Here is a 24,368-nt window from a genome sequence, read left to right as displayed (position 1 = left end):
GCAGGCCGGGGTGGGGCTTTTCAAAACTGTGCGGAGCCATGGATGGCGGAGCCCAAGCGTCACATGGATGTGCCGTAAGGAGCGTGTTTTGAAAAGCCCCACCCCGGCCTGTGCTTCTGACGCGGAGCTTGATAGCGGTTACATCAGCACCGCGTAAATCACCCCAGCCAGAAGAATCCTGTAGATAACATAAGGCCACATGCCAACGGTGTTCAACCATTTCAGGAAGAAATGGATCGCGGTAATGGCCATCAGGAAAGACGTTACCCCGCCAATCAGAAAACCACTCCAGTCTACGATGACATCCGACGTCGCTACTTCCAGTAATTTCACGGCAGATGCCAGCACGATAATGGGAATGGCCAGCAGAAATGAAAATCGTGAAGCGGTTTCGCGGCTCATGCCCAGAAACAGGCCCGCGGTGATGGTGACGCCGGAACGGGAGGTGCCAGGTACCAGCGCAATGGCTTGAGCGATTCCCACCAGCAGGGCGTCTTTCCAGTTCAGAGAATCCATCTTGCGCTGGCGCTTCGGCAGCCAGTCGGCAAGGCCCAGAAGCAGGCCGAAAATCAGGGTGGTGAAGAAAATGACTTCCACTGCCCGCAGCTCATTATCGATCATGTCCAGCAATGCCAAACCAGCAAGACCTGCGGGGATGGTGCCGATCACCAGGTACCAGGCCAGGGCGCCCTGGCCAGTTATTTTACGCTGCGCGACCGAGAGCAGGCCGTCTCTGGCAATACCGAAAACGTCGCGGCGGAAGTACAGCACCACTGCCAGCAGGGTGCCAATGTGAACGGAAAGATCAAAACCTACCCCCTGATCGTCCCAACCAAAAAACGCCGGAGTCAGGATCAGGTGGGCAGAGCTGGAGATAGGCAGGAATTCGGTCAGTCCCTGGAGGAGGCCAAGGAAAAGAGCCTGATAAAAATCCATTCTTTTGATTCCGTTCGGGTCAGAGGTTCAGGGTGCAAGCTGATAAAAGGATGGGCGGGATATTAGCAGGGTGGTCGTTGGCTTTACAGTTCTCCGACCCGCGAAAGCAGCGCGCGCCGGAGAACAGTTGATTACGCGGGGAACTTATCCCGGGTGTTGTTTGCAATTTTTACCAGCATCAGCATCAGGGGTACTTCCACCAGTACGCCAACAACCGTTGCCAGAGCCGCCCCGGATTGCAGGCCAAACAGTGCAATGGCGGCGGCAACGGCCAGTTCGAAAAAGTTACTGGCGCCAATCATCGCGCCTGGCGCGGCGATGCAGTGACGAACCTTCCACAGTCTGGCCCAGGTATAAGCGATGAAGAAAATCAGTACGGTCTGGATAATCAGCGGTACGGCAATCAGCGCAATATGCAGCGGGTTGTCCAGGATGACTTCACCCTGAAAAGCGAACAGCAACACCAGGGTGACAATCAGCGCCGCAGGCGTAATCGGCCCCAGCCGCTTCATGAACACCTCGTCGTACCACTGTTCGCCACGGCGGGCGATCAGGGTGCGGCGGGTGAGGTAGCCGGCGGCCAGCGGGATGACGATGTACAGCACCACCGACAGAATCACCGTATCCCAGGGCACCTGAATGTCGGAGATGCCCAGCAGGAAAACTACGATGGGTGCGAAGGCAAACAGCATGATGATGTCGTTCAGGGAAACCTGCACCAGTGTGTAGGCGGCGTCGCCTTTGGTGAGATAGCTCCACACGAATACCATGGCGGTGCAGGGAGCAGCACCCAAAAGAATGGCGCCAGCCAGGTATTCGCTGGCCAGTTGCGGTGCAATAAAGGGTTCAAATACGACCATCAGGAAAAACCAGGCGATGGCAAACATGGTAAAGGGTTTGATCAGCCAGTTCACGATGGTGGTAATAGCCAGCCCTTTCGGTTCTTTGCGCACGTCCACGATGGCGCTGAAGTCAATCTGCGCCATCATCGGGAAAATCATTGCCCAGATCAGGATGGCGACCGGGATAGACACCTGGGCGTATTCGAATCGGGATAGAGTTTCGGGCACCGCAGGGGCAAACTGTCCCAGGGCCACGCCGGCGATAATAGCCAGGGCGACCCAGACCGACAGAAATCGCCCGAACAGGTCCATGCCACCTGAGTCGTGTTTCAGGTCTGAAGCTTCGATGTTATCGCTCATATCTTTTCCTTAGATCGACCGCTGGTTTACGCGCTTCGACAGTTCTTCCGCGCTTTCCTTGCGTTCGGAATAGCGGTCGGTCAGGTAGTCACTGCGATCTCGAATCAGCAGGGTGAACTTCATCAACTCTTCCATCACATCCATGATGCGGTCGTAGTAGGGTGAGGGTTTCATACGGTCATCGTCATCGAACTCCATGTAAGCCTTGGGTACTGACGACTGGTTGGGGATGGTCACCATGCGCATCCAGCGGCCCAGAACCCTTAGTTGATTAACCGCATTGAAGGATTGGGACCCTCCGCATACCTGCATAACCGCCAGGGTCTTGCCCTGGGTGGGGCGAACGGCCCCCATAGATAGCGGAATCCAGTCGATCTGGGTTTTCATGATGCCGGTCATGGCCCCGTGGCGCTCGGGGGAGCACCACACCATGCCTTCTGCCCACTGCGCCAGATCCCGTAGTTCCTGGACTTTGGGATGCGAGGCATCTTCGGCATCGGCCAGCGGCAGGCCGCGCGGATTGAAGGTGCGGGTTTCTGCTCCCATGGCATTCAGTAAACGGGCAGCCTCCTCAACCGCCAGGCGGCTGAATGAGCGCTCGCGGAGCGAGCCATACATCAGCAGAATGCGAGGCGCGTGGTCTGAGGGCGCCGTTGCTAAGACCTTTTCTGCTGTTGGTGTCTGGAATAGGTCGGGGTTGATGTTGGGTGTTTCTGTCAGCTTCATAATGCGATTCAGACTTCCTGAAAATGTGTTTAGCTCAGATATTTCTTGATGTCGGCCGGGCTCGCCACTTTCCCTTCCGCCACGATCTCGTCGTTCAGGGCCAGGGCCGGTGTGCGCATGATGCCGGCATCGATGATGGCATTTACGTCAGTGACTTTTTCCACTTCGTAGCTGAGGCCCAGTTCGTTGGCGGCTTCTTCGGCATTGACGGTAAGTTGTTTGCACTTGGAGCAGCCACTTCCGTAGATTGTAATTTTCATCGTGATCTCCTTCGGGATATCAGTAAGGGTATCAGGCGGACACCCACCAGTTACCATAAGCAAAGCCGGTGATGGTGGCCATGACCACAACCAGGGCACAGTAAACCAGTGTTTTCTGTGTGCCCAGGATGGTGCGGATGACCAGCATGTTGGGTAGTGAAAGAGCGGGGCCAGCCAACAATAGTGCCAGGGCTGGCCCTTTGCCCATACCGGAGCCCATCAGCGCTTCGACGATGGGAACCTCGGTCAGGGTGGAAAAATACATCAGGGCGCCCAGTACTGAGGCCAGTATGGTGGATAACAGTGAGTTGTCGCCAACTGCGAGCGCCACCCATTCAGACGGAATCATGCCCTCATGGCCAGGCCTGCCCAGCGCAAAGCCCGCAACGAATACGCCAGCCAGCAGTAATGGCAGGATCTGTTTGGCAAAATCCCAGGTCTGCACGGGCCACTCCTGGTCATCTTCCCGCAGGGTGGCAATCAGCATCAGCCCGCCCATACCAATCACGAACGGCAACTCTGGTATGCCGGGGGCCAATGCTGCGAAGGCAGCAACAACAACGGCCAGGATGAGTAGTTGGCTTGCGGGCCAGTTCCAGCGCCAGATCAGCAAACCACCCAGGGCTGCCGCCAGTGCGGCGGTGATTGGCCATTTCAGTGCGTGAATGGCCATCCAGGTGTCGCTGTCAGCCGCTGCCCAGTTGGCGAATACCAGAATGCCGACCATCAGGGCAAAGAACAGCGCAATGATGCCGGCGGGTTTTTCCGCGCTGTCACCACCAAAACCCCTTGCATTGCTAACGGACCTTTGGGCTTCTTCCTTGCGATAAATCAGATGCATGATGGCGCCGATCACCACCGCGAAGGCAATGGCGCCTGCGGCCCGCGCAATGCCGATTTCAGCACCCAGTACCTTGGCGGTTACCACGATGGCCATAATATTGATGGCGGGGCCGGAATAGAGAAAGGCCACTGCAGCTCCCAGACCCGCACCGCGTCGGTAGATGCCGCCAAACAGTGGCAGCACGGTGCAAGAGCAAACTGCCAATAATGTGCCTGATACGGATGCGACAGTGAAAGCGACGGGCTTGGGAGCGGTGGGGCCCAGGTACCGCATCACCGAACCCTGGCTGATGTACACCGCCATGGCTCCGGCTATCAGGAACGCAGGTAGCAGGCACAGGATAACGTGTTCGCGGGCGTACCAGTTGGTCAGCCGGACAGCCTCAAGGACGGCGTTGTCAAAACGTTCGGTGCCAGCGGGTATGAAATAAATAGCCAGGAACGCAATAATCATGAAGAACAGAAGGTTGCCTTCGCGCTGATTGCTCCGGTAAATCGTCAGAAGCCTGTCCGTCATAATAAGTTCCGGTTCTTGGGTTAGTGTCTTTACTTTGTAACTTTCAGAATCTATTATCGCAAAAAACGTATATATGGCAATCCGAATATGCGGAAAATTATATGAAAAGAAAAGTTCTGTTTATCTGCACCGCAAACAGCGCCCGTTCACTGATGGCCGAGGCGCTGTTGCGGCATATGGCGGGGGACCAGTTCGAGGTGGCCAGTGCCGGCACTCAGCCTAAGGAGCCAAACCCTTTGGCTCTGAGAGTGTTGGCGGAAGCCGGGATTTCTACCGAGGAGTTGCACAGCAAATCACTCGCGCACTTCCGGAACGAGCCTTGGGACTACGTGATCACCCTCTGTGATAAAGCAGCCACTGATTGTGTGGCTTTTAGAGAAGGGGCGCAGCAGATTGCCTGGGATTTTCCGGACCCTGCCGTCAGTAACCGCCGTGCAACATTTGCCCTGACCCTGAAGGAGCTTAAAGAGCGGATAGGGCTGTTCACTCTGGTGCATCAAAAAGGGACAGCACTGAGACCTGAAGATTATAACCCTGTGACCATATTCAAGGCTCTGGGCGACGAGTTGCGGCTGGCTGCCCTGTTACTGATCCGGGATCAGACCAGGCTGTGCGTGTGCGAATTGACCGAGGCCTTTGGGCTGTCGCAGCCAAAAGTCAGTCGCCATTTGGCGATTCTTCGCGATGCCGGCCTTGTCGAAACGGAGCGTCGTGGCCAGTGGGTCTACTATTACCTTAATCCCCGGCTACCCGCCTGGATATCACGGGTTGTGGATGAAACCGCCCGCAATAATGGTGCATTGATCGAAACACCCCTGGTGCAATTGCAGGCTATGTCTGAGCGCCCGGCGGTGCAGTGCCCCTGATCAAAAACCGGATACACGGATTACGAACCTATTTGAGGAGTCTGCCATGAACAAGATCAAAGTAGGCATTAACGGATTTGGCCGCATTGGCCGCCTGGCATTGAGGGCAGCCTGGGGCTGGCCGGAGCTGGAATTTGTAGCCATTAACGATCCAGGGGCAGATACTCACACCCTGGCACATCTGCTGAACTTCGACAGTGTTCACGGCGCCTGGAGTCGCGAGGCTTCAGCCAGTGGCGATGAGATGCTGATCGACGGCAAGCGCATCACGGTTACCCATAACAAGGCCATCGGCGACACTGACTGGTCTGGCTGCGACGTGGTGATTGAAGCCAGCGGGGTCAACAAGAAGGTAGCTGTGCTGCAGGCATACCTGGATCAGGGCGTGAAGCGCGTGGTAGCCACTGCGCCGGTCAAGGAAGTTGGGGCTAAAAACATTGTTCTGGGCGTGAATGAGCATATTTTCGACCCGGCTCAGGATCGCATCCTTACCGCAGCCTCGTGCACCACCAATTGCCTGGCCCCTGTGGTTAAAGTTATTCACGAGAAGCTAGGCATCAAACACGGTTCTATAACTACTATTCATAGTCTGACCAATACTCAGACAATTCTCGACGCGCCTCACAAGGACTTGCGCCGGGCCAGAGCCTGCGGCAGTTCGCTGATTCCCACCAGCACCGGTTCTGCTACCGCGATTATTGAGATTTTTCCGGAGCTGAAAGGGCGCTTGGATGGCCATGCCGTGCGGATACCGCTCACCAATGCCTCGTTGACCGACTGTGTGTTTGAAGTGGAAACGCCAACAGATCGTGACACCGTAAACCGGTTGCTGAAAGAAGCCGCCGAGGGCGAACTGAAGGATATTCTGGGTTATGAAGAGCGCCCTCTGGTTTCCATAGATTACAAGACAGATCCGCGATCATCCATTGTCGATGCCTTGTCTACGCTGGTTGTCAACGGAACTCAGGTAAAGATCTACGCCTGGTACGACAACGAATGGGGTTACGCCAACCGCACCGTAGAGTTGGTGCGCAAGGTAGGGGCTGCCTGATATGAGCGCTGCCATCCGTCAGTACCTGGTGATTACCGGCAACTATTGGGCTTTCACTCTGACCGATGGCGCCCTGCGTATGCTGGTGGTGCTGCATTTCCATCAGCTGGGCTATTCGCCTCTGGAAATCGCGCTGCTGTTCATCTTTTATGAGTTTTTCGGGGTCGTGACTAACCTGGTGGGAGGCTATCTGGGGGCCCGCATGGGGCTGAACCGCACCATGAATATCGGGCTGTTTTTGCAGATCGCGGCCTTGGCCATGCTGGCTGTGCCGGCGGCCATGCTGACCGTGCCCTGGGTGATGGCCGCACAGGCTTTATCGGGAATCGCCAAAGACCTGAACAAGATGTCTGCCAAAAGCGGAATTAAATTGCTGGTTCCTGATGAACAGCAAGGCACCCTGTACAAGTGGGTAGCTATTCTGACCGGCTCCAAGAATACCCTCAAAGGGGTGGGCTTTTTTCTGGGCGGCGTATTGCTGATGTCGGCCGGTTTCACCGGCGCGGTGATTATCATGGCGGCGGCGCTTGGGCTGGTGTGGCTGGCCAGTCTATTCTTGCTCAAGCAAGAGCTGGGTAAGAGCAAAGCCAAACCCAGGTTCAGTGAGATTCTGTCAAAAAGCAGGGCGATCAACGTGCTGTCTGCTGCCAGGATGTTTCTGTTCGGTGCTCGGGATGTCTGGTTTGTGGTGGCTCTGCCGGTCTATCTGCATACAGTCTTTGGCTGGGATTTCTGGAAGGTGGGGGGCTTTATGGCGACCTGGGTCATTGGTTATGGCTTTATCCAGACGGTCGCGCCCCGGATTACCGGTAATTTGGACAGTAAGCAGCCTGCCGTGCTCTGGGCCGCTGTCCTGGCGCTGATTCCCGCTGCTATTGCCACTGGTCTGATGCTGGGTTGGTCGCCGCAGGTCGTGGTTATTGGTGGCTTGCTATTGTTCGGGGTGCTGTTTGCCATCAATTCCTCTCTGCACAGTTATCTGATTGTCAGCTATGCCCGGGGCGATGGCGTGTCGTTGGATGTGGGCTTCTACTATATGTCCAATGCGGCGGGTCGGCTTCTGGGAACCATCTTGTCCGGTTGGGTTTATCAGAGTTACGGCCTGGAAGCCTGCCTTTGGATTTCAGCAGGGCTTGTGGCCATGGCTGCTTTGCTGTCATTGCTGCTGCCCCAAAGGCATGAAGCCCTGGCCTGATAGCAGGGAGTGGCTCAGAAGCGCAGCACCAGACCTGCACCTGCTTCAATCTGCAGATAGCCGCTGCTACGGTATTTGAGTTCACAGCCGCCGGAACAGAAAACCGAACCCCCGGAATCAAGGGCGGTATAGATGCCGCGAAGATCCAGCCGCAGACGTAGTTGTTCATTGATGAAAAACTGATAGCCCCCGCCCAGCGAGAGGGCGGCGCGGTGGTGGGTGTCGAACGCCGAATCGTCTGGTTCCATCCGGGTCACCCCCAGCACTCCCGAAGCAAAGCCGCCGTAGCTTTTCCCTCCCGGGAAGTAGAGGCCGCCGAACTGCAGTTGGTAGACCGTCATGTCGATGGCCTGTGTGCCTGGTGCGAAAAAGCCGTTATCAAGCTTTGCCGTGGTCGCCTGTCGACCGAAATATAACTCCCCCTGCGTGCCTGGGTCTGGCAGATCAAAGTTCAGGGTCAGTCCCTGGCTTTCACCGTCTTTAAACCTGACCTGGTCATCCGTGCTGGTGCTGGAAGATTCAATATCGATTGAGCTACCCATGCGGTAGCCAACGAAAGGCGCTATGCCAATGTCGGCGAGCGCGGGCGAGGTGGCCAGACTGAAACCTAGTGACAGAGCTATTAACGGTCTGCGTAACATGCTTTTTATCTCTGTTGTCGAGGCATAGCTCAATCGCTTGTCTGCTCAAGGTTGCTGGGGTACTTCCCGTATGCGGCCTTGTTCATCAATGGCAACGTAGACAAACCGGCCTTCGGTAACCTTACGGGGGCTTCGGGCGCTGCGGTCAAGGGTCCACACTTCTACATTGATTTTCATGGAGCTGCGGCCGATGTCTACCAGCTCGCAATAACAGCCGACCTGGGACCCGACCCGCAGAGGGGAGAGAAACTCCATACCGTCCATGGCCACAGTGGCGTTGCGGCCCAACGAAATGCGCCCGGCCACCGTAGCGGCAGCTATGTCCATTTGTTTGACCAACCAGCCGGCGAATACATCACCGTTGGCGTTTGTATCCTGTGGCAGCGGGATAATCTGGAGGGTCAGATCACCACGGGGTTTGGGTTTGTCGTCGTCATACGCAGTCATGGAACCGGCCTTTTATTGAACTCTGGAATTATTTTCCTAGCATGTTAGCGACCCAGCACGCCGCTGCAAGCTTATTTACGGCATCTGTACAATATTTCAGAAGGTGTAACAAAGTCGTCACAAAGGGCCCCTAGTATGCACCCATCGGTAAAGCACATCCGACACAACGTCCAAACCTGATAACGGAGACTCGACGTGATGAAACTGAACAAAGCATTCGCAACAGTTGCGCTGGCTGGCGCTGTCGCCGCCATGTCTGCACCGGCAATGGCTCGTGACACTATCAGCATCGTGGGATCCTCCACGGTTTACCCGTTCGCTACTGTTGTGGCTGAGCGTTTTGGCTCTAATACGGATTTCTCCACACCGAAAATGGAATCTACTGGTTCTGGTGGTGGTATGAAGATCTTTTGTCAGGGCATAGGTACTCAGAATCCTGATATTACCAACGCTTCCCGTCGGATGAAGGCGTCTGAGTTCGAGCTTTGCCAGAGCAACGGTGTGAAAGACATTGTTGAGTTCCGTATCGGTTCTGACGGCATCGTGATTGCAAGCTCCAAAGAAGCAGATCACATGGATCTGACCCTGGAGCAGCTGTTCCTGGCCCTGGGCGAGAAAGTTCCCCAGAATGGCAAGTGGGTAGCTAACCCGAATAAAACCTGGAGCGACGTTGATTCCAGTCTGCCGAACAAGCCAATCCGTGTAATGGGGCCGCCTCCGACTTCCGGCACCCGTGACTCATTCAACGAACTGGCGCTGGAAGGTGGTTGTGATGAACTTCCTGAAGCGGCTAGCCTGAGCAAGGATGAGCATAAAGCTATCTGCCAGAGCATTCGTGAAGATGGAGCCTTTATTGAAGCTGGTGAGAATGACAACCTGATCGTTCAGAAGCTCATCGGTGACAAGGATATGTATGGCGTTTTCGGTTACAGCTTCCTGGAAGAAAACGGTGACCGTCTGCAGGCTGCTTCCCTCAACGGTGTTGAGCCTACTCAGGACAACATCGCGGGAGACAAGTACCCGGTTGCACGCTCTTTGTTCTTCTATGTGAAGACGGCTCACGTGGGCGTGGTTCCTGGTATCGTTGAGTACGCTTCCGAGTTCGTCAGCCCCCGTGCCATGGGCCCGAACGGTTACCTGAAAGATGTGGGTCTTATTGTACCGACTCGCGAAGCTTTGATGGAGCTTCAGGACAAGGTAGAAAATATGCCTAACCTGACTCTGAATGAGCTGAAATAAACCGGAACATTTCGGTTAATGCAGGGTGCAGGCGTACAGGAGCCTGCACCCTTCTGTGTAGTTGAAGACAGGAATTCTCATGCAACCGTTAAACCTGCTTTTATTGACGATGCTACTGGCCGCAGTCGCCTATGTGCTGGGCTACGCGCGCTCCCGCACACTGGCTATGCCGCTCGGCGGTGTGCGTCACCTGAAATCACTGCCCGGGTATTATGGCGTTCGTGCAGCCATCTGGTGCGGAGTACCTGCGCTCGTTATCCTTGGCTTGTGGGCAGCGTTTGAAGGCAAGATGATCCAGTCAATCGTGGTCGGTACCCTGCCTGATACCATGATTCCGGATACGGCAGGTGAAGCCAGCCTTCTGATGAGTAAAATTGGCAATGTTGCCAATGGCTCCTTACCACCTGACTTTGTGGAGGAGCCGGTAGCCAAGGCGGCCGAGTTACTGCAGGCACTTCAGGTACAGAGCAAGATCTACATGACGGGCCTTGTTCTCGCTGTTGCGCTGCTGGCGGGATTTTTGGGTTGGGTGCGGATTCGCCCATTACTGAATGCGCGTGAGCAAGTCGAAGCCGTTTTGCGCTGGTTCTTTTTTGCCTGTGCCGGCGTTGCAGTTCTGACAACGGTAGGTATTGTTTTTTCGGTGGTGTTTGAAACCATTCGGTTTTTCGAGCAAGTGCCATTCTTTGAGTTCTTCTTTGGCACATCCTGGAGCCCCCAGCTGGCCCTGAGAACCGATCAGGTGGGCTCGGAGGGAGCCTTCGGTATGATCCCGCTGTTCACCGGGACTTTGTTGATTTCGTTTATTGCGATGTTGATCGCAGCGCCTGTTGGTTTGCTATCGGCAATTTACCTATCTGAATACGCGAACAAAAGTGTGCGCAGCATCGTCAAGCCCCTGCTGGAAATGCTGGCAGGTATTCCGACCGTCGTGTACGGCTTTTTTGCAGCTCTGACAGTCGCACCGTTTATCAGTGATCTGGCCAGTGCAATTGGTGTGGAAGCCTCTTCGCAGAGTGCACTCGCAGCAGGATTGGTCATGGGTATCATGATCATCCCGTTTGTATCCTCGCTTTCAGATGATGTTATTAACGCTGTGCCCCAGACCCTTCGTGATGGCTCGCTTGCTCTGGGCGCGACCCAGTCTGAGACCATGAAAAAGGTAATATTTCCTGCAGCATTGCCGGGCATTATGGGTGGCTTGTTGCTGGCAGTATCCAGGGCCATTGGCGAAACCATGATTGTAGTAATGGCTGCTGGCCTGGCGGCTAACCTCACTGCCAATCCTCTGGAAACGGTAACCACCGTGACGGTACAGATTGTCACTCTGCTGGTTGGTGATCAGGAGTTTGATAGTGCCAAGACTCTGGCTGCGTTTGCACTGGGTGCGATGTTGTTTATCTCTACCCTGTTGCTCAACGTTATTGCTTTGAAAATTGTTCGAAAATACCGGGAACAATATGACTGATCATACTTCACAAGCGGAACTGGTTCGCCGGTCCCTCAAAGGCAGATATCGCAAAGAACGCCGTTTCCGGGCTTATGGAATCGTGGCTATTGCAATAGCCCTCACGGCACTGGTTACCCTGTTTACCGACATTATAGGCAAGGGGTACACCGGATTCCTGAAGACGACGATCACCCTGGAAGTGACCATGGATCCGGATCTGATGTATCTGGATGACCCTACAGATCCGAAACAGGTTCGCATGGCGGACTTCGTTGCGCCACTGGTCGCTGCTGTGGACAGGGCCCTGCCAAGTGCGACCGAAGATGATCAGGATGCCCTGCGCCGGTTGATCAACCCGTACGCCTCCAGTGAGCTTCGGGACGCCCTGATTGAAAACCCGGAATGGATGGGGACAACACGAACCATGTCTTTCCTGGCGCACAGTAACGTTGATGTGTATGTGAAGCACAAAGGCGATGCAGCATACTCGATCAAGCTAACGGACCAGCAACAGGCGTGGGTGGATGACCTCAGAGCGCGCGAGCTTGTAGAGACCAGCTTCAACGATGTGTTTTTCACCAGCGGTGATTCAAGGGATCCTGCCAAGGCGGGTGTTCTGGGGGCGATCGTTGGCTCTTTGCTGACGATGATCATTACTCTGGTACTGGCGTTCCCCATTGGCGTCGCTGCCGCTATCTACCTGGAAGAATTCGCCCCGAGGAACAAGCTGACGGATTTCATTGAGGTGAACATTAATAACCTGGCTGCGGTACCGTCTATCATTTTCGGTTTGCTGGGCCTTGCGATCTTCATCAACCTGTTCGGCATGCCGCGTTCGGTGCCGATGGTAGGTGGTTTGGTACTGACCTTAATGACCCTGCCAACTATCATCATTTCCAGCCGTGCAGCTATCAAGAGTGTACCGCCTTCGGTGCGTGAAGCTGCCGAAGGCATCGGGGCCTCCAAGATGCAGGTGGTACTGCACCATGTGCTGCCGTTGGCGTTGCCGGGGATGTTGACTGGCTCGATCATTGGTATGGCCCAGGCCTTGGGCGAAACAGCGCCATTGTTGTTGATTGGCATGGTGGCGTTTATTGTTGAAATACCGGAAGGATTTTTTGATGCCGCAACTGTTTTGCCCGTACAGGTGTTTTTGTGGGCCGGCAGCCCGGAGCTCGCGTTCATTGAGCGTGCCTCAGCTGCGATTATGGTTTTGTTGGCTTTCCTGATGACTATGAACGCATTGGCCATTTGGCTCCGTAAACGTCTTGAGCGCCGGTGGTAAGGAGAATAGTTATGAATACTATGAGTTCCATGAGTTCGACGATAGCGTCTGAAGCCCAGGCGCCAGAGGAAAAGGTTATGCCGGTAGTCGATGAAAAGCCGGAAGATACGGTGCTGGAAGAAGGCGTGACGGTTGGGAAGCCCTTCGCGGATGACCCGAAGTTCAAGTTGCGTGATGTGGAAGTGCTCTACGGAGACAGTCCGGCTATCAAAAAGATCAGTCTGGATATCGCTCGTAATGAGGTGGTCGCGTTTATCGGGCCATCCGGGTGCGGGAAATCTACGTTCCTGCGCTGTCTGAACCGGATGAACGACAGTATTGATATTTGCCGGGTCAAAGGGCAGCTGATGTTGGATGGCCAGGATATATACGACGCCAAGCGGGATGTGGTTGAGCTGCGAGCTCGCGTGGGGATGGTGTTCCAGAAGCCCAACCCGTTTCCCAAGTCAATTTATGACAACGTTGCTTATGGCCCGCGCATACATGGCCTGGCTAATCGTAAGTCGGAGCTGGATGATATTGTGGAAAGCAGTCTGCGCAAAGCGGGGCTATGGAATGAAGTCAAGGATCGACTTGATGCCATGGCCACCGGTATGTCAGGCGGCCAGCAGCAGCGTCTGTGCATTGCAAGAACCATCGCTGTCAGCCCGGAAGTTGTGCTGATGGATGAGCCTTGTTCGGCGCTGGATCCCATTGCCACTGCGAAGGTCGAAGAACTGATTGCCGAGCTGTCTGAGAGCTATACCATTGTGATCGTTACCCACTCGATGCAACAGGCCGCCCGCGTTTCAAATCGCACAGCCTATTTTCACCTGGGTCATCTGGTTGAGGTAAACGAGACGAGCAAAGTATTTACAACACCGGAGCATGAGCTTACGGAATCCTACATTTCTGGTCGTTTTGGCTGATCCGCATAAATAGAACAAGGGAGACATCTATTATGGTTCCGAATACGGATGAGGTTTACGGAGATCACATCTCCAACAGATTCAATGATGAGCTTCTCGCCCTGAAAACCCGTTTCCTCAAGATGGGCGGTATGGTGGAGAGCCAGGTTGAAAGCGCCTTGCAGGCGTTGATGGAAGGTGATAGCCAGATTGCGGAAGAGGTTCGTGCCAAGGATAAGCTGGTGGACCGGATGGAGATGGATATCGATGAGGAGGCGATGCTTATTATCGCCCGTCGCCAGCCCACAGCAAGGGATCTGAGGCTGGTGATTTCGGTAATCCGGATGGTTGCGGATCTGGAGCGGGTAGGCGATGAGGCCAAGAAAATTGCCCGGTTTGCAATAAAGCTCTCCGAAGAAGGACGGACGCCGCAGGGCTATGCGGAAGTGCGCAACATCGGTACCCACGTGATGGGTATGATTCACGATTCGCTGGACGCATTTGCGAGGCTGGATTCTGAACAGGCTCTGCGAGTGATGAAAGAAGACAAGCGAGTGGATGAAGAGTATCAATCTGCAGCCAGGGCCCTGCTGACGTTCATGATGGAAGACACGCGCAATATCACACGATGTATGTCGGTGATGTGGGTGCTGCGGGCCTTGGAGCGGGTAGGCGACCACGCCTGCAACATTTCAGAGAACGTGATCTTCATGGTTAAAGGTGAAGATGTCCGCCACACACCGATGGATGAGGCGGAGAGGATTGTGGGGAGCTAAGTTGGTGTCCCCACATTACCTATGAGCAGGACTACCTCAGCCCTGCTTCATTTTGTCTGTATACGGCGGCCAGCCTAGTGGCTTGCCGGCCAGCAGGTGAAGGTGGATGTGGAACACGGTCTGGCCAGAGTTTTCACCGCAGTTCATCACGGTGCGATAGCCGTTGTCGGCAAAGCCCATCTCTTTAGCGAGTTTGGCGGCTACCCAGTAGAGGTGGCCGACAAGCTCGCGGTCCATTTCTTCGATGTCGTTAATGGTCGGGATCAGCTTTTTCGGAATGATCAGCAAGTGCACTGGTGCCTGCGGATTGATATCGCGAAAAGCCAGGCTGATGTCGTCTTCATAAACGATATCTGCCGGGATTTCGCGATTGATGATTTTGGTAAAAAGAGTTTCGGACATCCTGGTTTCCTTCTATTTAGCGTTGCTCTTTATTTTTGCTCTCAATCTATCGCTGTAAAGATACTTAGAGCTGGTTCAGGCCAGGCAGCCGGGCTATTAGCTGCCTGATGACTGCTGGTAGTTCATCGTCGATTCCCATGGCATAGCGTGCCACTTGATTGCGGGCAAATGGCAGGGCGCGTGCGGTGCCCAGGCCTATGTTCCTGAGCAGGTGAATCGGTGGAATTCGATTGCTGAACAGATGATAAAATGCGTCCATGGCAAACATCATGCGCCGGTTCGCCGGTCGTCGATGTTGTTCATAGCTGGCAAGGACCGAGGCTTCGGCCAGATCTTTGCCTGCCCTCCTTGCCTCTTTAAGTAGGCTTTGCAGGCACTGGGCATCCTGAAAGCCGAGATTTACACCCTGTCCTGCCAAGGGGTTGATGGTGTGTGCCGCGTCTCCCACAAGTACAATGCGAGCCGCCGAGTAGTGTTTCGCGTGCTGGCGTGCGATGGGGAAGCTGGCCCGGTTTTCAATGTGAGTGAGGGGCGGCAGTTCTGTCGGAAATCCCTGTTGTATTTCCGCCATCAAGGCTTCATTGCTCAGGCTTTTAAGGCGGGCAATTTCCTCCGGTGCATCGTACCAAACCAGCGAAGCTCTGCTTTCCCCGGGGTAATCCGGGTCTGCACTATAAAGCGGCAAAAAGGCTCTTGGACCAGAAGGGTAAAACCCTTGCCAGGTAATATCTTCTACCGGCCCCTGATAGCGCACGGAAATGACCATGGCCTGCTGGTTGTACTGATTTCTTGTAATGCCTATGCCCGCCATATCCCGAACCCGGGATTGTGCACCGTCTGCGCCAATAACCAGCGTCGTGGTTAACTGCTCATCGTTCTCAAGCCTGACCAGGGCCTGCTCGCCTGCCTGGTTAATGCTGGTGACGCCATTGCCGGCCAGTATGGTGACCGAGGGCTCGGCCTCTGCTGCCCTCCAAAGGCCTTGTTGGGTTACTGAGTTTTCAACGATATGGCCAAGATGAGAGGCGTTCAATCCGGCCGCATCGAACTCCAGCTGGTTGGCGGTTCGTGGTAGCAGGTTGCTCAAAGGGTGTCGGGTTTCATCCCACACCGCGAGCCGGCGATAGGGCGTTGCGCGCATGCTGAGAATATGATCCCAGGCCCCAAGGCTTTGCAGGTAGCGTTCGCTGCCTGCGCTGAGGGCCGAGACGCGGATATCGGGGGGCGAGTCAGGGTTGAAGTCGGGTGCAGGTGCGCGATCAACCATCGCAACACTGAAGCCCTCTCGCCCGAGGCCGGTGGCAAGTGCGGCGCCGACCATGCCGGCACCGACAATCACAATATCAAAAGCTTGAGTCATATCGGGTTCCTGTCTGATGCCAACAGTTTACGCGATGGCAAAGATCAGACAAGCGAGCGGGCGGATTCTCTGCCTCGATGAAACAATAGGCCCCAAGCAATCATCAACTGAGCAGAAATATAAATAGTGACAATCACCGTTGTCGAATACTCAAAGCTTATAATGAATCGGTTCACGCCAATTAGGGCATCTGCGATAAAAAAAGCCATGCCGCCAATGTTGATCCACAGGTTGTTCTTTACCAGCAGGGCACTGAAAGCCATAGCCAGTAAAACCAAACAATAAACCACCACTGGGACAAGCAGTGCCCCAGCGGTATGCGATATCAGGTAAAGCAAAAAAACGACTATTACCGCCAACGGTGGCATCAACCAGCGACGGCCAGTGGTTAGATCGCGCATAGGAAGAAATAAATAGAGGTAGGCAAGTTGGGTGATTAAAAAGGATCCAAGTGCCTGCTTCAAATATAAGTTGCGGTCAAGGTCCAAAAATACGTCACCACTAGCCGAAGCCAGCATGGCCAGGATAAAAACATACGTTTGTCTGTTGCTTAACTTACTGCCTTTTTGCAGGAATGCGATTAATGCCAACAGTAAAACCGGCGTCACCTTAAGCAGATAACTAAAGTCATACGGCTTGAAGGCGATACTTACCACATAAGCATAGCCACACACTAATGCGAGGGTAAATAAACCCGGATTTCTTAAACCTTTCATTTTACTCCGTGCCCAATCGCGGTTGGCCGCTCTTTCTCGAATTCAGCATTTGATTGCCAAAATAATGTACCCGATAAAAAGCGCCATCAACCCGCCATGCCAGACACCTGATGCTCTGACGCTTCCCCTGGCTGGTGACGGCCTTTCCGCAGCCAAGCCGGTTTTTGGGCGCCGGGCTTGATGAAGCCCCGGTTGAGCACCATGGGCTGAACCAGGTTGAGGAAATCCCGGGTTTTCATATGCAGGGTTTCAGTATGACTCCCGGCGGCGAAGGCAAGTTCAGGCTGTTCTGTCAGGGACTCGGCGCAGTATACGGTCATACCGAACAGGTTGCCGAACGGTGGCATGGCGCCGACTTCGCAGTCTGGAAAGCGATCCTGAAACGTCTGTTCATCGGCAAGATCGACGAAGTCCGTGTCTAGAATGCGGGAAAGACTTTTCCACCGAACACGGAAGGTTGCCGGCATGACCAGCATGGCCATCTTTCCATCGAGTTCGATAATGACGGTTTTAACGACCTTGTCACCCGCAATTTTCACGTGGCGAGCAAGTTCCTGAGCGGTGAACGCGGGAGGGTGAGTGAGGCACATGTATTCAACATTTGCCTCATCAAGAAACTCTTTCAACTGCTGTATCGGCATAGAGACAGCCTCCTACCAGCAATGACAGCGATCCGGAACGGTGATAAAGACCTCACTCTGTTCCGGCGATGGCCTGACGGGGCCATTTGGCCCCGTCATTAATGGTCAGCTTAGCTGAGGTTGTGCAGTTTGCGAGTAACGGGTTGTATCTAAGAGATACGGATTACTAATTCACTCGGTTTTGTACATGTGTACGTCGCGTTGGGGGAAGGGAATAGAGATACCTTCCGCGTCAAACGCCTTTTTCACGCGTTCCTGCATATCCCAATTGAACGGCCACAAGTCGCCGGCCTTGGTCCAGGCACGTACAGTCAGATTTACTGAGCTATCACCCAGGCTGCCAACAACCACGATGGGAGCCGGATCTTTCAAAGCGCGCTCGTCTTCAGAGATCAGTCGCATGACGATGGATTTGGCTTTGTCGATATCATCGCCGTAGCCGATGCCAAAAGACATATCGCAGCGACGAGTGTCATAGACGCTCATGTTGGTCAGGCTGGAGTTTGACAGCTGGCCGTTGGGGATAACGACGCGGCGGTTATCAAAGGTGTCGACAATCGTGTAAAGAATGCTGATTTCACGCACAGAGCCCAGGAAGCCCTGAGCTTCGATCACATCCCCTACTTTAAACGGCTTGAAGAGCAGGATCAGTACTCCGCCGGCAAAGTTGCCAAGGCTGCCTTGCAATGCCAGACCAACAGCCAGACCTGCGGCACCGATAATAGCAACGAAGGAGGTGGTCGCAATGCCGACCATGGATGCAACAGAGACAAGTAGCAAAATTTTCAGAATGGCGCTGAGAAGTCCACATAAAAACTTGTTCAGCGTAGGGTCTTTTTTACCAAGTCTTGAGTCCAGCATTTTTACAAAGCGATTGATCAGCCACATACCGATAATCAGCGTGACAATAGCCAGCAAAACTTTTGGAGCATAGGTCATGACCAGCGCGATAGCCTGGTCCATGTATTCAGCAGCGCGCCCGTCAGAGCTTAGTAGATCTTCCATATTAGGGGGTTCCTTGTCGATTCTGTTTTTTTAACATTCGTCATTAATATAACCCCGGATGGGGTCAGAGGTATTACAGGTTCTATATACCAAACATTACGGTCGGGGTACATCAGAGTTAGCCCACTCGATGATTGCATCTGCGCCGCCACGGACAAGTACCTGCCCCCGTTTCTGGCTGAGCTGATAGTCATACATCGGGTCGTAATAGTCTTGAAGGAGAGGCTGAATCCAGTCGTCGTGGCCGTGAACATAGCCACGGCTTTCCTGTTGCGCCAGGGCCTGTTCCATAACACTGCGCAGCCGGGCATGGCGCTCGCCACCGAGGCGCTTGCTTATGCGGTCGAGCGCACCCAGAAGGTAGTCGCGAAAATTGAGCCAACCGGCTTCTTCGCCATCGCGGCTCACGTAATCGGCCGACATGGCCTCCACGTAGTCTTCCCGGATAATGCGGGTACGGTCTTCCAGCGACCTTTCGAGAATAAGCAGGGGAGCACGATTTATACGCTCTTTCAGGGTCTCCGGCATAGCGCAGCGGCCAACCAGGCGGCTCTCATCTTCCAGATAAACCGATCCTTCTTTTAAGTGGCGCGCTTTCAGCACGGCCACCGCGAGGCGGTTTTCAAAATCAATCTGTGATGGCTGGGGTGTAACTTGCCGGCCGAAGCTGGAACCCCGGTGATTGGCCAACCCTTCGAGGTCCACCGGGTTTGGAAGCCGTTGCAAAACGCGGGTTTTTCCTGTGCCTGTGCGCCCACTGATCACTCTGAAATCGCTGGACTCAACAAGGTTCTCAAGGCTGTCTATCAGGAAACGGCGTAGTGCTTTGTAACCGCCTTTGATGAGGGGGAAGTCAATGCCCGCTTCCCGGATCCACTGCTGGGTGAGCCTGGAACGTAAGCCGCCGCGAAAGCAAAAAAGGTAGCCGTCGGGGTGGCGCGCGATAAACCGCTTCCAGGCTTCAATACGCTGGGCCTTGATATCACCTGAAACCAGTTGGTGTCCCAGTCGGATGGCTTCGGCCTGACCTTTTTCCTTGTAACAGATGCCTATCCGGTGCCGCTCTTCGTCACTCATCAGTGGCGCATTTGCAGCAGTCGGGAAGCTTCCCCTGGCGAACTCGACAGGCGCCCGTACATCCATCAGCGGTGTATTGTTCAGGAACAGGGACAAGAAGTTGTCGGTATCGGGTCTGCTTGCCATTTCAAGGCTCGATCGCTTGCCAGAGTGAGGCAGCAGTATAACGGATGTGACGATTTCCTGCTTTTCCGAACCGAGCTTTTAGGGATATTGAAGCATAAAAAAAGGGCAACCATGAGGATGCCCTTTACCGAAAGAGGTCGGCGCATCCATGCGCTGAGTGCAACAGCCGTGTTGCGAGTCCTTGTGCCACTCCGTGGTGCCGGCTTCCGAGCCAGCGGTCCGAATAGTTATCCCTTAAGCCTGGTGTCCCTGTTTCCCTGCTTCTCCCAACAATCCGTGCCGGGGTGCATCCAGTGCATCATCCTTTCCCTGTCATCCTTGACGAGATCACTATACCAACTGGTGGCAGGGAAACCTGTGAGTTTTGCGCGCTCATGTTGCCCGCCTTCCTGTCTCAGAAATCTCAGGCTTTACATATCATAGGGTTACCAAATTGTCAGGTAAGGGTAAGACTGGTTGCGTACGCAAACACATGGCATGCTCTTACACCAGTGTGCGAGATATCTCACACGGATTTGGGTGAATCTCTCAAGTCCCTTTTGTCAGCTTTGCGTAGGCCTGGCCAGGGAAGCAGCCCTATCACTATTCCCACACCGTCGGCAGCGACATCTGCCATTGAGAAGTCTCTGTAGGGCAGGTTGGCTTGTACGCCTTCAATGGCTAGCCCGAAAGCCAGTAACACCGGTGCGTACCAGATAGCACGAAGCTCCGGCCATGCCAGTCGCGTTACAATTGTGAGCTCAAAGAAAGCGATCAGGTGATTCACTTTGTCACTGGGCGCCGAGGGAATTGGATAGCTGTTGCTTGTGGTTGCCAGAAAGCCAATCGCGATGACTGATAGCAGCAGAGCAAATCGCCACAGCGGCCGGAAGTTCAGCAGGATTATCAGTTGGTGTCTCAGTGTTGCCATTGGTGAAATCCGTCAGAGTTCTCTGGCTGTGTGAAGGTTTTCAACATGATATGCTTTGCGCCCCGTCACTGTCATTGAAGTCGAGGGCTAATCAGCGATGCTCAGAGGTAATTTTTTTCGTGGACTGGGCTATCTGGGTGAGGGCTTCAGCCTCATACGCCAGCCCGGCCTGCGCCTGTTTGTTATGATTCCGCTTGTGATTAACGTCCTGCTTTTCGGGCTGCTGTTCTATTTTCTGGGTGAGCTCTTTAGTGCTTTGATTGTTGCAGCAATGGCTTGGCTGCCCGATTGGGCCTGGCTGCAGGCGCTGGACTGGCTGTTCTGGATTTTATATGGAGCAGTAATCCTGCTGATGCTCGCTTACGGTTTTGTGATCGTAGCCAACCTGATTGGTTCCCCGTTTTATGGTTACCTGGCGGAGTTGACTGAAAAGCACCTCACTGGGCAGGAGGTCAGCACTGATGGTGGCTGGGCCGAGATCATAAAAGATATTCCCCGGTCACTCTGGCGCGAAGTGCAGAAAATCGGCTATTACCTGCCGCGGGCCATAGGGTTGTTTATTATCGGTTTGATCCCGGTGGTCAACCTGGTTGCGGCTGTGCTGTGGTTTCTGTTTAACAGTTGGATGATGGCGCTGCAATATGTTGATTACCCCGCAGACAATCACAAAGTAAGTTTCAAATCGCTACGCCAGTTACTTGCCGAAACCCGTTTGTCTGCGATGGGTTTCGGATTGCCGGTGGCGTTGGGAGCCATGGTGCCGGTTCTGAATCTTATCGTGGTCCCCGCTGCCGTTTGCGGTGCGACTGCCTATTGGGTACGCGAAAACGGCGCAACACGAAATTAATGAGTCGGGAGGCTTTTTGGACGCATCGGAATTTGTTATTGGACAGCGTTGGGTAAGTCACAGTGATACGGCGCTGGGGCTGGGCATTGTCACAGAGATTTCTGGTCGTCGGGTGACCCTGGGGTTTCCTGCTGCTGACGAAGAGCGTACTTACGCCATCGATAATGCGCCGCTGTCTCGCATTGTCTATCAGATAGGCGAAGAAATTGAGACTTTCGATGGCTCAAGATTTCTGGTTCGCGCAGTGGAGGATGTCGGTGGCGTATTGCTGTACCACGCGGACAGATTTGCGGATGATGGCAGCGCAGCTGAAGACGAGCGGTCTGAAGCGGGCATGGAACAGGTTTCCGAGGTAAAGCTCGCTGGTTCTGTCAATTTTTCAGCCCCTCATCAACGTCTGTTCGCCGGCCAATTTGATCGAAATGGCGCTTTTCGTCTGCGGTTTGCGACGTTGCAACACATGGATCGGTTGCGGGCTTCGCCTGCCCGAGGCCTGATAGGTGCCCGCACACAGCACTTACAGCACCAAATCTATATTGCACACGAAGTAGCGAAGCGTCACGCGCCACGAGTACTTCTGGCGGATGAAGTTGGATTGGGTAAAACCATTGAAGCGGGCCTTATTCTGCATTATCAGTTGCAGACTGGCCGGGCCCGGCGAGCCTTGATTGTGGTGCCTGATTCGCTGATTCATCAATGGCTTGTGGAAATGCTGCGGCGCTTTAATCTGCGCTTTTCCATTGTCGATCAAAGTCGCTACGACGCTATCGAAGAAAGCGAAGATGATGTCGATGCGTTGGTTAACCATATCTTTGGAGGCGGGTCTTCCGTCAATCCCTTCGAAAGTGAGCAGCTGGTGCTGTGTAGTCTCGACTTCCTGGTAAACAGTCAAAAGGCGAGCAAAGACGCCCTGGCAGCAGGTTGGGACCTGATGATAGTGGATGAGGCGCATCACCTGGCCTGGAGCCCTGAAAGCGTTAGCCCTGAATACAAGATAGTGGAAGAGCTTTCGTCTGCCAGTGAAGGCCTGTTATTGCTGACAGCAACGCCAGAGCAGGTAGGTGTTGCCAGCCACTTTGCCCGGCTTCGCCTGCTGGATCCGGCACGTTTTCACGACTTGGGGGCATTTCAGCAGGAAGAGCAGCAGTACGAAGCGATTAACAGTGTCGTGCGGCGCTTGCAGGACGAAAAATCGGATATCGATGAGGCTGATCGCAAGGATCTGGAGGCCTGGTTGGGTGACGAGCTGGCGCACTTGCTGGAAGGCGATTCGCCACGAGAGGCTATCATCGATGCTCTACTTGACCGCCATGGTACAGGGCGGGTTTTGTTCCGAAACACCCGTGCCGCAATACAGGGCTTCCCTGAACGCCGTGTTAATGCGGTTCCACTGGAGTGCCCTGCCATGTATCAGGGCCAGGAATTTGGTTATCCGGGGTTGTCCCCGGAGCATCTTGTACCCGAAGAACAATGGCTGGCAGATGACCCCAGAGTCGTCTGGCTGGAGAAAAAGCTGGCGGGTCTGCGCCCCGCTAAAGTTGTGGTCATCTGTGCCATGGCTGAAACTGCGATGGCGCTGGAGCATTATCTGCAGCTGCGGGCCGGTATTCGCAGTGCGGCTTTCCATGAACATCTGAGCCTTGTGGAGCGTGATCGCGCCGCAGCGTATTTTGCCGACGATGAACAGGGCGCGCAGGCGCTGATCTGCTCTGAGATTGGCAGTGAAGGTCGGAACTTCCAGTTTGCTCATCATCTGGTACTGTTTGATTTGCCCGCAAACCCGGATTTGCTTGAGCAACGCATCGGGCGTCTTGACCGTATTGGCCAGACTGAAACAATCGATATTCATGTTCCCTATCTTCAGAACACGTCGCAGGAGGTTCAGTATCGCTGGTTCCATGAGGGCCTGAATGCATTTTCTGAAAGCTGTGCCGTCGGCGTAGCGGTGCAGGAAAAAGTCAGTGAGGCGTGGAAGCTTGCAGTTGAAGGTGAGTATTCGGTCCTCGATAGCCTTGTTGAAACCTCGGCAGCTGAAACCAGCCGTCTGAAAACGCTACTACAGAACGGCCGGGATGCGCTGATTGAGCTCAATTCCTGTCGTCGCGATATAGCCGATACGCTGATCGCCGGTATTGAACAGGAAGAAGGCTCCGTGCAGGTACGCGATTACATGATGGAAGCTTTCGATATTCTTGGGGTAGAGGTAGAAGATCACTCTGACTATGCCGACATCCTGCGTCCCGGAGAGCAATATGAAGCCGGTCATGTAGCTGAGCTGCCGGAAGACGGCATAACCGTTACCTGGGACCGACAGCACGCACTGGAGCGTGAAGACATTGCGTTCATGAGCTGGGAACACCCGATGGTAACCGGCGTGATGGACTCGGTAACCAGCTCAGGGTTAGGTAAGGCGGCACTGGCCAGCTTGTCGGTCAAGGCCCTGCCGCCGGGCACTCTGCTGATGGAGGCGCTGTTTACCGTGCATTGCCCGGCCCCGGAAGCCCTGCAATTGACTCGATATTTGCCGGTTTCGCCTTTGCGGTTGTTGGTCGATGTGAACGGTAAAGAGCTTTCCGCAGCACTGCCCCATGATCGCCTGAACGATCTCTGTTCAAACATCCGCCGGCGCACAGCCCAGGCGGTTGTCCCGCAGATCCGGCCGCAGGTCGAAACCATGGTGGATCATGTGGAGCGCTTGTCTGAGCCGCACCTCGAGCCTATGAAACAGAAGGCATTGGAGCAGTTGGAGGCAAACTTTGAGCCGGAAATTCGCAGGCTGGAAGCCCTGAAAAAAGTAAATCCGGCGATTCGTGAAGATGAAATTGACTACTTCCGGAAGCAGCTGGATGCCGGCCGTGAGGCAATCGGCCGCGCCAGCCTGGCACTGGAGGGTATCCGGGTTATTGTCACGGCCTGAGAATGCGCATTCTGTGAAACGGTTAACCATTGGACACTGCTGTGCC

At 54.4% G+C, this 24,368-nt stretch carries 24 protein-coding genes; 10 read left to right on the top strand and 14 right to left on the bottom strand.

All coding sequences use genetic code 11. The features are described from left to right. Positions 1-138: 138 nt before the first annotated feature. The 5 genes from Q4501_RS05090 to Q4501_RS05070 form a co-directional block, all read right to left on the bottom strand. Positions 139-936 carry an undecaprenyl-diphosphate phosphatase gene (locus tag Q4501_RS05090; RefSeq protein WP_303594770.1) on the bottom strand — a complete coding sequence of 266 codons (798 nt, stop codon included), beginning with the start codon at positions 934-936 and terminating at the stop codon, positions 139-141. Positions 937-1,067: 131 nt separating this feature from the next. After that, entirely contained in the window at positions 1,068-2,138 is a 1,071-nt protein-coding gene (arsB, locus tag Q4501_RS05085) for an ACR3 family arsenite efflux transporter (protein WP_303594768.1), read from the bottom strand. A 9-nt stretch (positions 2,139-2,147) separates the two neighbouring features. Beyond that, positions 2,148-2,864 carry an arsenical resistance protein ArsH gene (arsH, locus tag Q4501_RS05080; RefSeq protein ID WP_303594766.1) on the bottom strand — a complete coding sequence of 239 codons (717 nt, stop codon included), beginning with the start codon at positions 2,862-2,864 and terminating at the stop codon, positions 2,148-2,150. Positions 2,865-2,893: 29 nt separating this feature from the next. Continuing rightward, positions 2,894-3,124 (bottom strand): thioredoxin family protein, encoded by a 231-nt coding sequence (locus Q4501_RS05075; protein WP_303594764.1) that lies wholly within the window; start codon positions 3,122-3,124, stop codon positions 2,894-2,896. Between the two features lie 31 nt (positions 3,125-3,155). Next, positions 3,156-4,484, bottom strand: a complete 1,329-nt coding sequence (locus Q4501_RS05070; RefSeq protein ID WP_303594762.1) for a permease — start codon at positions 4,482-4,484, stop codon at positions 3,156-3,158. 101 nt (positions 4,485-4,585) lie between these two features. On the opposite strand from Q4501_RS05070, the gene Q4501_RS05065 reads away from it, so the two are divergent. Genes Q4501_RS05065 through arsJ form a run of 3 tightly spaced genes read left to right on the top strand, consistent with a single transcriptional unit; the run spans position 4,586 to position 7,596 of the window. Further along, entirely contained in the window at positions 4,586-5,350 is a 765-nt protein-coding gene (locus tag Q4501_RS05065; protein ID WP_303594760.1) for a metalloregulator ArsR/SmtB family transcription factor, read from the top strand. A 46-nt stretch (positions 5,351-5,396) separates the two neighbouring features. Next, entirely contained in the window at positions 5,397-6,401 is a 1,005-nt protein-coding gene (locus tag Q4501_RS05060) for an ArsJ-associated glyceraldehyde-3-phosphate dehydrogenase (RefSeq protein WP_303594758.1), read from the top strand. A 1-nt stretch (position 6,402) separates the two neighbouring features. Beyond that, on the top strand, positions 6,403-7,596 hold the full coding sequence (gene arsJ, locus Q4501_RS05055; protein WP_303594757.1) for an organoarsenical effux MFS transporter ArsJ: 1,194 nt from the start codon (positions 6,403-6,405) through the stop codon (positions 7,594-7,596). Between the two features lie 14 nt (positions 7,597-7,610). On the opposite strand, the gene Q4501_RS05050 is transcribed toward arsJ, so the two are convergent. Both Q4501_RS05050 and Q4501_RS05045 read right to left on the bottom strand, forming a co-directional pair. Further along, positions 7,611-8,237 (bottom strand): hypothetical protein, encoded by a 627-nt coding sequence (locus tag Q4501_RS05050; protein ID WP_303594755.1) that lies wholly within the window; start codon positions 8,235-8,237, stop codon positions 7,611-7,613. A 45-nt stretch (positions 8,238-8,282) separates the two neighbouring features. Further along, a complete protein-coding gene (locus tag Q4501_RS05045) occupies positions 8,283-8,684 on the bottom strand; it encodes an acyl-CoA thioesterase (RefSeq protein WP_303594753.1) in 402 nt (133 codons plus the stop codon). A gap of 195 nt (positions 8,685-8,879) precedes the next feature. On the opposite strand from Q4501_RS05045, the gene Q4501_RS05040 reads away from it, so the two are divergent. The 5 genes from Q4501_RS05040 (at position 8,880) to phoU (ending at position 14,321) form a co-directional block, all read left to right on the top strand. Then, positions 8,880-9,923, top strand: a complete 1,044-nt coding sequence (locus Q4501_RS05040; RefSeq protein ID WP_303594751.1) for a substrate-binding domain-containing protein — start codon at positions 8,880-8,882, stop codon at positions 9,921-9,923. A gap of 79 nt (positions 9,924-10,002) precedes the next feature. After that, on the top strand, positions 10,003-11,391 hold the full coding sequence (gene pstC / locus Q4501_RS05035; protein ID WP_303594750.1) for a phosphate ABC transporter permease subunit PstC: 1,389 nt from the start codon (positions 10,003-10,005) through the stop codon (positions 11,389-11,391). Next, positions 11,384-12,658, top strand: a complete 1,275-nt coding sequence (gene pstA, locus Q4501_RS05030; protein ID WP_303594748.1) for a phosphate ABC transporter permease PstA — start codon at positions 11,384-11,386, stop codon at positions 12,656-12,658. Before pstC ends, pstA begins: the two co-directional genes overlap by 8 nt. A 20-nt stretch (positions 12,659-12,678) precedes the next feature. Beyond that, positions 12,679-13,566 carry a phosphate ABC transporter ATP-binding protein PstB gene (gene pstB / locus Q4501_RS05025; protein ID WP_303595464.1) on the top strand — a complete coding sequence of 296 codons (888 nt, stop codon included), beginning with the start codon at positions 12,679-12,681 and terminating at the stop codon, positions 13,564-13,566. 32 nt (positions 13,567-13,598) lie between these two features. Next, entirely contained in the window at positions 13,599-14,321 is a 723-nt protein-coding gene (gene phoU / locus Q4501_RS05020; RefSeq protein ID WP_303594746.1) for a phosphate signaling complex protein PhoU, read from the top strand. A gap of 36 nt (positions 14,322-14,357) precedes the next feature. Here phoU and Q4501_RS05015 read toward each other — a convergent pair whose 3' ends face one another. From Q4501_RS05015 to Q4501_RS04985, 7 genes are all read right to left on the bottom strand, one after another. Next, on the bottom strand, positions 14,358-14,723 hold the full coding sequence (locus Q4501_RS05015; RefSeq protein ID WP_303594744.1) for a histidine triad nucleotide-binding protein: 366 nt from the start codon (positions 14,721-14,723) through the stop codon (positions 14,358-14,360). 64 nt (positions 14,724-14,787) lie between these two features. Continuing rightward, positions 14,788-16,083: an FAD-dependent monooxygenase gene (locus Q4501_RS05010; RefSeq protein WP_303594742.1), complete on the bottom strand. Its 1,296-nt coding sequence runs from the start codon at positions 16,081-16,083 to the stop codon at positions 14,788-14,790. Positions 16,084-16,127: 44 nt separating this feature from the next. Then, positions 16,128-16,799, bottom strand: a complete 672-nt coding sequence (locus Q4501_RS05005; RefSeq protein ID WP_303594741.1) for a lysoplasmalogenase — start codon at positions 16,797-16,799, stop codon at positions 16,128-16,130. 86 nt (positions 16,800-16,885) lie between these two features. Beyond that, entirely contained in the window at positions 16,886-17,440 is a 555-nt protein-coding gene (locus Q4501_RS05000) for an aminoacyl-tRNA deacylase (RefSeq protein WP_303594739.1), read from the bottom strand. Between the two features lie 171 nt (positions 17,441-17,611). Next, the gene (locus tag Q4501_RS04995) at positions 17,612-18,445 is read right to left on the bottom strand and encodes a mechanosensitive ion channel family protein (RefSeq protein WP_303594737.1); all 834 of its coding nucleotides are present in this window, start codon (positions 18,443-18,445) and stop codon (positions 17,612-17,614) included. 96 nt (positions 18,446-18,541) lie between these two features. Further along, a complete protein-coding gene (gene mnmH / locus Q4501_RS04990; protein WP_303594735.1) occupies positions 18,542-19,648 on the bottom strand; it encodes a tRNA 2-selenouridine(34) synthase MnmH in 1,107 nt (368 codons plus the stop codon). A 505-nt stretch (positions 19,649-20,153) separates the two neighbouring features. Further along, positions 20,154-20,558, bottom strand: a complete 405-nt coding sequence (locus tag Q4501_RS04985; protein ID WP_303594733.1) for a VanZ family protein — start codon at positions 20,556-20,558, stop codon at positions 20,154-20,156. A gap of 97 nt (positions 20,559-20,655) precedes the next feature. Here Q4501_RS04985 and cysZ point away from each other — a divergent pair, with 97 nt between their 5' ends. Further along, complete coding sequence (gene cysZ, locus Q4501_RS04980) at positions 20,656-21,405, top strand: sulfate transporter CysZ (RefSeq protein WP_303594731.1); 750 nt, start codon at positions 20,656-20,658, stop codon at positions 21,403-21,405. Between the two features lie 16 nt (positions 21,406-21,421). Continuing rightward, positions 21,422-24,322 (top strand): RNA polymerase-associated protein RapA, encoded by a 2,901-nt coding sequence (rapA, locus tag Q4501_RS04975; RefSeq protein WP_303594729.1) that lies wholly within the window; start codon positions 21,422-21,424, stop codon positions 24,320-24,322. Positions 24,323-24,368: the final 46 nt, after the last annotated feature.

Source organism: Marinobacter sp. 2_MG-2023 (assembly GCF_030546935.1).
Classification (GTDB): domain Bacteria; phylum Pseudomonadota; class Gammaproteobacteria; order Pseudomonadales; family Oleiphilaceae; genus Marinobacter.
The sequence above is the reverse complement of the archived record's forward strand: the minus strand, read 5'-3'. Positions and strand labels throughout refer to the sequence as shown.

Excerpts from the sequence above, each read along its gene's own strand:
- Q4501_RS05090 (WP_303594770.1), bottom strand. The coding sequence starts at position 936 with ATGGATTTTTATCAGGCTCTTTTCCTTGGCCTCCTCCAGGGACTGACC.
- arsB (WP_303594768.1), bottom strand. The coding sequence starts at position 2,138 with ATGAGCGATAACATCGAAGCTTCAGACCTGAAACACGACTCAGGTGGC.
- arsH (WP_303594766.1), bottom strand. The coding sequence starts at position 2,864 with ATGAAGCTGACAGAAACACCCAACATCAACCCCGACCTATTCCAGACA.
- Q4501_RS05075 (WP_303594764.1), bottom strand. The coding sequence starts at position 3,124 with ATGAAAATTACAATCTACGGAAGTGGCTGCTCCAAGTGCAAACAACTT.
- Q4501_RS05070 (WP_303594762.1), bottom strand. The coding sequence starts at position 4,484 with ATGACGGACAGGCTTCTGACGATTTACCGGAGCAATCAGCGCGAAGGC.
- Q4501_RS05065 (WP_303594760.1), top strand. The coding sequence starts at position 4,586 with ATGAAAAGAAAAGTTCTGTTTATCTGCACCGCAAACAGCGCCCGTTCA.
- Q4501_RS05060 (WP_303594758.1), top strand. The coding sequence starts at position 5,397 with ATGAACAAGATCAAAGTAGGCATTAACGGATTTGGCCGCATTGGCCGC.
- arsJ (WP_303594757.1), top strand. The coding sequence starts at position 6,403 with ATGAGCGCTGCCATCCGTCAGTACCTGGTGATTACCGGCAACTATTGG.
- Q4501_RS05050 (WP_303594755.1), bottom strand. The coding sequence starts at position 8,237 with ATGTTACGCAGACCGTTAATAGCTCTGTCACTAGGTTTCAGTCTGGCC.
- Q4501_RS05045 (WP_303594753.1), bottom strand. The coding sequence starts at position 8,684 with ATGACTGCGTATGACGACGACAAACCCAAACCCCGTGGTGATCTGACC.
- pstC (WP_303594750.1), top strand. The coding sequence starts at position 10,003 with ATGCAACCGTTAAACCTGCTTTTATTGACGATGCTACTGGCCGCAGTC.
- pstA (WP_303594748.1), top strand. The coding sequence starts at position 11,384 with ATGACTGATCATACTTCACAAGCGGAACTGGTTCGCCGGTCCCTCAAA.
- pstB (WP_303595464.1), top strand. The coding sequence starts at position 12,679 with ATGAGTTCCATGAGTTCGACGATAGCGTCTGAAGCCCAGGCGCCAGAG.
- phoU (WP_303594746.1), top strand. The coding sequence starts at position 13,599 with ATGGTTCCGAATACGGATGAGGTTTACGGAGATCACATCTCCAACAGA.
- Q4501_RS05015 (WP_303594744.1), bottom strand. The coding sequence starts at position 14,723 with ATGTCCGAAACTCTTTTTACCAAAATCATCAATCGCGAAATCCCGGCA.
- Q4501_RS05010 (WP_303594742.1), bottom strand. The coding sequence starts at position 16,083 with ATGACTCAAGCTTTTGATATTGTGATTGTCGGTGCCGGCATGGTCGGC.
- Q4501_RS05005 (WP_303594741.1), bottom strand. The coding sequence starts at position 16,799 with ATGAAAGGTTTAAGAAATCCGGGTTTATTTACCCTCGCATTAGTGTGT.
- Q4501_RS05000 (WP_303594739.1), bottom strand. The coding sequence starts at position 17,440 with ATGCCGATACAGCAGTTGAAAGAGTTTCTTGATGAGGCAAATGTTGAA.
- Q4501_RS04995 (WP_303594737.1), bottom strand. The coding sequence starts at position 18,445 with ATGGAAGATCTACTAAGCTCTGACGGGCGCGCTGCTGAATACATGGAC.
- mnmH (WP_303594735.1), bottom strand. The coding sequence starts at position 19,648 with ATGGCAAGCAGACCCGATACCGACAACTTCTTGTCCCTGTTCCTGAAC.
- Q4501_RS04985 (WP_303594733.1), bottom strand. The coding sequence starts at position 20,558 with ATGGCAACACTGAGACACCAACTGATAATCCTGCTGAACTTCCGGCCG.
- cysZ (WP_303594731.1), top strand. The coding sequence starts at position 20,656 with ATGCTCAGAGGTAATTTTTTTCGTGGACTGGGCTATCTGGGTGAGGGC.